Annotated in this window: 5 protein-coding genes; 3 read left to right on the forward strand and 2 right to left on the reverse strand. The window is 69.6% G+C overall.

Annotated elements, in window-relative coordinates:
- Positions 1 to 107: 107 nt before the first annotated feature.
- Positions 108 to 479, reverse strand: coding sequence for a response regulator transcription factor (locus DMC18_RS18150; RefSeq protein ID WP_110121672.1), 372 nt, complete (start codon positions 477 to 479; stop codon positions 108 to 110).
- A gap of 125 nt (positions 480 to 604) precedes the next feature.
- The gene (locus tag DMC18_RS18155; RefSeq protein WP_110121673.1) at positions 605 to 1,222 is read right to left on the reverse strand and encodes a response regulator transcription factor; all 618 of its coding nucleotides are present in this window, start codon (positions 1,220 to 1,222) and stop codon (positions 605 to 607) included.
- A gap of 65 nt (positions 1,223 to 1,287) precedes the next feature.
- On the opposite strand from DMC18_RS18155, the gene DMC18_RS18160 reads away from it, so the two are divergent.
- From DMC18_RS18160 to DMC18_RS18170, 3 genes are all read left to right on the forward strand, one after another.
- Positions 1,288 to 2,910, forward strand: coding sequence for an ATP-binding protein (locus DMC18_RS18160; protein ID WP_146218128.1), 1,623 nt, complete (start codon positions 1,288 to 1,290; stop codon positions 2,908 to 2,910).
- A gap of 127 nt (positions 2,911 to 3,037) precedes the next feature.
- On the forward strand, positions 3,038 to 4,093 hold the full coding sequence (locus DMC18_RS18165; RefSeq protein ID WP_110121675.1) for an NAD(P)-dependent alcohol dehydrogenase: 1,056 nt from the start codon (positions 3,038 to 3,040) through the stop codon (positions 4,091 to 4,093).
- 200 nt (positions 4,094 to 4,293) lie between these two features.
- A complete protein-coding gene (locus DMC18_RS18170; protein ID WP_110133179.1) occupies positions 4,294 to 4,899 on the forward strand; it encodes a helix-turn-helix domain-containing protein in 606 nt (201 codons plus the stop codon).
- The last annotated feature ends 153 nt before the right edge of the window (positions 4,900 to 5,052 follow it).

Raw genomic sequence — 5,052 nt, forward strand, 5'->3', positions numbered from 1 at the left:
TAGAGCATCAGACTACGAATCTGAGGGTCGGACGTTCGAATCGTTCCGGGCGCGCCATTTCTCCAAAATCATGAAACTGCCTGCCGCCGGTCGATCTGTCGTCCGCGTCAGCGCCCGGCCAGCGCCGCTTCCAGGCAGCGGATCAGACTGTCGCCGCTGAAGGGTTTCTTCAGGAAGCAGGCGGCGCCGAGGGCCAGGCCGCGGGCGCGGGCGCGGGCGTCGTCGAAGGCGGTGATCAGGATGACGGGGGTGGCCAGGCCGCGTTCGCCCAGGGCCAGCTGTAGGTCGAAGCCTGAGAGGCCGGGCATCTGGACGTCGCTGATCAGGCAGTCGGCGCCGGACGAGGCCTCTGAGGCCAGGAAGGCGGCGGCCGAGGCGAAGGTGGCGACGCGGTGGCCCAGCGAGCGGATCAGGGCCTCCAGGGAAGCCCGGACGGCTTCGTCGTCGTCGACCACGGCAATCAACGGGGCTTGCGACACCTACTCGTCCCTTCCGGCTCGTCCCTTCCGGTCCCGCCGGGAGCGGGCGGACAGGCGAAGGGCGGCGGGTGGGATCTATCTGCCCCAGACCGGCCGGCGGCGGAATCATACTCGGGTGTATGGCGTCATGTCGCAGGGGCGACGCCGAGCAGCTCGGCCATGCGTACGAACTCCAGCATCGAACGCGCCTCCATCTTCCGCATGGCCGAGCCGCGGTGGATCTTCACCGTGATCTCGGAGAGCCCGATCTCGAAGGCGATCTGCTTGTTCATCAGGCCGGCGGCGACCATGGCCATGACCTGGCGCTCGCGGGCGGTGAGGGTGTCGTAGCGGCGGCGGGCCTCGTCGAGCCCGGAGCGCTCGGCGCGCTGGGCCTGGTCGCGGCCGATGGCGGCGGTCACCGCGTCGAGCATGTCCTGGTCGCGGAAGGGCTTGGCCAGGAAATCGACGGCGCCGGCCTTCATGCCGCGCACGGTCATCGGGATGTCGCCGTGGCCGGTCATCAGCACCACCGGCATGCGGATGTCGGCGGCGTTGAGCTGGGCCTGGAAGTCGAGGCCGCTGACGCCGGGGAGCCGTACGTCCAAGACGAGGCATCCCGCGTCGTGCGCATGTCCGGAGCGAAAGAAGTCCTGGGCGTTGCCGAACAGGCGCGTCTCCAGCCCGACCGAGCGGAACAGGCTGTCCAGGGCTTCGCGTATGGCCCCGTCGTCGTCGACAATGTGCACCGTCGGAACCGACATGAGGGCGATAGCTGGACCAACCACTGCGCGCCGTCAATAAAGGGGCGCAACCTTCGGTGATCTCGATGCGCGACCACCCCGACGTCTTGAACGTTTCGACCGAATCCCTGCTCGGCCTGTTGGACACGGCCCGCGAGCCGATCCTGGTGCGCGACCTGGAGGGGCGGATCCTGTTCTGGAACCAGGGGTGCGAGACGCTGTACGGCCACAGCCGCGAGGCGGCCCGCCACGCCCATGCGCCGCAGTTGCTGGAGACGGTGTTCCCGGCCCCGCTGGAGGAGATCAACGCCCGCCTGCTGGCGCAGGGCGCCTGGCGGGGCGAGGTGACCCGACGGCTGGCCGACGGCCGCAAGGGGGTGATCGATCTGCGCTGGTCGCTGCGCCGCGACGCCTCGGGCGCGCCGGTCGAAATCCTGGAGACCGGCCGCGACGTCACCGAGGCCCGCAAGGCCGAGGAGGCCCTGCGGCGCAGCGAATACCGCTTCCGCAACGTCTTCCACGCCATGAGCGTGTCGTTCTGGGAGCTGGATTTCTCGGCCCTGGCCGGAATGTTCGGCGCCCTGCGCGCCAGGGGCGTGACCAGCCTGCGGGCCCACATTGCCGAGAACCCGCGCTTCGTGCGGCAGATGATGGAGGCCAGCCAGGTCGTCGACGTCAACGAGAAGTCGCTGCAGCTGTTCGAGGCCACGCGCGAGCAGCTGCTGGGTCCGGTCGACCGCTTCTGGCCGCCGTGCAGCGAGCACGTCTTCGCCGCCAGCGTGATCGCCGCCCTGGAGAAGAAGCCGCACTACGAAAGCGAGGCGCGCTTTCGCACCTATGACGGCCGCGAGTTCGACGGCCTGTTCACCTGCTGCTATCCGCGCGAATACCTGCCGCAGGGGGCGACCCTGGTCGGCGTCATCGACATCACCGACCGCCTGCGCGCCCAGGAGGACCTGCAGAGGGTGCAGGCCGAGCTGGCCCATGCGGCGCGGATCTCGACCCTGGGCGAGCTGACCGCCTCGATCGCCCACGAGGTCAACCAGCCGCTGTCGGCCATCGTCACCAACGGCGAGGCGGGCCTGCGCGGGCTGAAGCGCGAGACGCCGGACCTGGAGGAGGTGCGCCGGGCCTTCGACCGGATGATCGGCGAGGCCAACCGCGCCTCGGGCGTGATCGGCCGCATCCGCACCATGGCCGTCAAGGGCGAGCCGGAGACGACGCGGCTGGCGCTCGGCGCGCTGGTCGAGGACGCCGTGCTGCTGGTGCGGCGCGAGCTGACGGCCAATGGGGTGGCCCTGCGGGTGCAGGTTCCCGCCGACCTGCCGGAGGTGGACGGCGACCGGGTCCAGCTGCAGCAGGTGCTGGTCAACCTGATGGTCAACGCCGTGCAGGCGATGGCCGAGGGCCTGGAGGACGAGGCGGAGCGCGTGCTGACCGTGCGTGGGGCCGTGGAGCGGCAAGGGGAGGGCGAGGCGGTGGTGCTGTCGGTGGCCGACACCGGGCCGGGCGTGGCGTCCGAGCGCCTGCCGCAGCTGTTCAACGCCTTCTACACCACCAAGTCCGGCGGGATGGGCATGGGGCTGTCGATCTGCAAGACCATCGCCGAGGCCCATGGCGGGACGATCGTCGTGACGTCGCAGACCGGAGAGGGCGCGCGGTTCGAGCTTCGACTGCCCGTGGCGGCCGCGCCGCAAGAGGTCGATTGATGAATTTTGCTCATCGAGCCGTGAAAAGCTGAGCGGCTAATTTTACGATCGCGCGCGCGCTAGATTGGCCTCGCAAGATCCCTCGCGGGTCTTCCTCCCCCCAAAAGCCAATCGGAATATCCTGCACATGGCCATCAAAGCCTATGGCGCCTTCGCCGCCGACAAGCCGTTGGAAGCGATGGACATCACCCGCCGCGCCGTCGGCGCGCACGACGTCCAGATCGAGATCGCCTATTGCGGCGTCTGCCACTCCGACCTGCACACCGTGCGTTCGGAATGGGCCGGCACCCTGTTCCCCTGCGTGCCCGGCCACGAGATCGTCGGCCGCGTCTCGGCCGTCGGCGGTTCGGTCAGCCGCTTCAAGGAAGGCGACGTGGTCGGCGTCGGCTGCATGGTCGACAGCTGCAAGCACTGCCACTCGTGCGACGATGGTCTGGAGCAGTTCTGCGAGAACGGCTTCGTGGGCACCTACAACGGCCCGACCGCAGACGCCCCCGGCCACACCCTGGGCGGCTATTCGCAGCAGATCGTCGTCAACGACGGCTTCGTGCTGAAGATCAGCCACCCCGAGGAGCAGCTGGCCGCCGTGGCCCCGCTGCTGTGCGCCGGCATCACCACCTGGTCGCCGCTGCGCCACTGGAACGTCGGTCCCGGCAAGAAGGTCGGCGTCGTCGGCATCGGGGGCCTGGGCCACATGGGCGTCAAGCTGGCTCATGCTTTGGGCGCGCACGTCGTGGCCTTCACCACCTCGGAAGCCAAGCGCCAGGACGCCCTGGACCTGGGCGCCGACGAGGTCGTGGTGTCGCGCAACGCCGATGAGATGGCCGCCCACGCCAACTCGTTCGACTTCATTCTCAACACCGTCTCGGTCAGCCACAGCCTCGACGCCTTCACCGCCCTGCTGAAGCGCGACGGGACCCTGTGCCTGGTCGGCGTGCCGGAACACGCTCACCCGAGCCCGGACGTCGCCGCCCTGATCTTCAAGCGCCGGTCGATCGCCGGCTCGCTGATCGGCGGCATCGCCGAGACCCAGGAGATGCTCGATTTCTGCGCCGAGCACGGCATCGTCTCCGACATCGAGATGATCAGGATCCAGGAGATCGAGACCGCCTACGAGCGCATGCAGAAGAGCGACGTGAAGTACCGCTTCGTGATCGACAGCGCCTCGCTGGCCGAGGGCTGACGGGCGGGGTCCGCGCGGCGTCGAAAGCCGCGCGGACCCACCTCGCAAGGTAGCGATCCCATACCTGGGTATGAGCCCGCCAAACCCAGGGACTGCGACGATAAGCGCGGGTGCGATGGCGACCTGCGTCGCGGTCGCAGAACAATGATCCTCGAAAACGAAGGGGCCCGTCGGGGCGCCCGCAGTCAGGGATCGAAACCATGTCCTTCCTCGCCCCGTCATCCTTCTCCGACGCCGCCCCCTCCACCGGCCTGATGGCCGCGCGGGAACTGGCGGGCGAGCCCCGCAGCTTCGCCGACCTGCGCGAGGTGCTCGGCGCCCTGGAACGGTCGCTGGAGCGTTCGGCCGAACCGGAGGCCGCCACGGCCCGGGCCCTGATCGCCAAGGCCTCGGCCCTTGTCGTCGGCGTTGGCGTCGTCGGCGTCGCCGCGCCGAGCGTTGCACCCCTGGCCGCGCAGGCCGTGCAGGGCGGCCTGGCCCCCTGGCAGGCCCGCAAGCTGCGCAAGCACATCGACGAGGGCCTGGAGGGCGATCTCAGCACGGCGGCCCTGGGCGCCCTGGTGGCGCTCAGCCCCAGCTATTTTGGCCGGGCCTTCAAGGTCACCTTCGGCCAGACGCCGCACGCCTATGTCACCCGCCGGCGGCTGGAGGCGGCCCAGCACATGATGCTGACCACCCGCGAGCCGCTGAGCCAGATCGCCTATCTGTGCGGCTTCGCCGACCAGTCGCACCTGTGCCGGCTGTTCCGCCGCGCCATGGGCGCCGCGCCCCAGGCCTGGCGCCGGGCTCACCGCCTGGCGGCCTGAATCGTTCTCCGCCAAGCGACCGTTCCCGCTGCACGCCGCGCGCGAGCCGCCGATCCGCGCGACACCTCTCTCGGGAGACTTCCAGGAGAAACGGCCATGGCGAAGTGGTTGAAGAGCGGTGCGGACGCGGGCGTTGTGGCGGCGGCGGACCGT

It is taken from the genome of Caulobacter sp. D5 (assembly GCF_003185805.1).
In the GTDB taxonomy this organism is placed as follows: Bacteria; Pseudomonadota; Alphaproteobacteria; order Caulobacterales; family Caulobacteraceae; genus Caulobacter.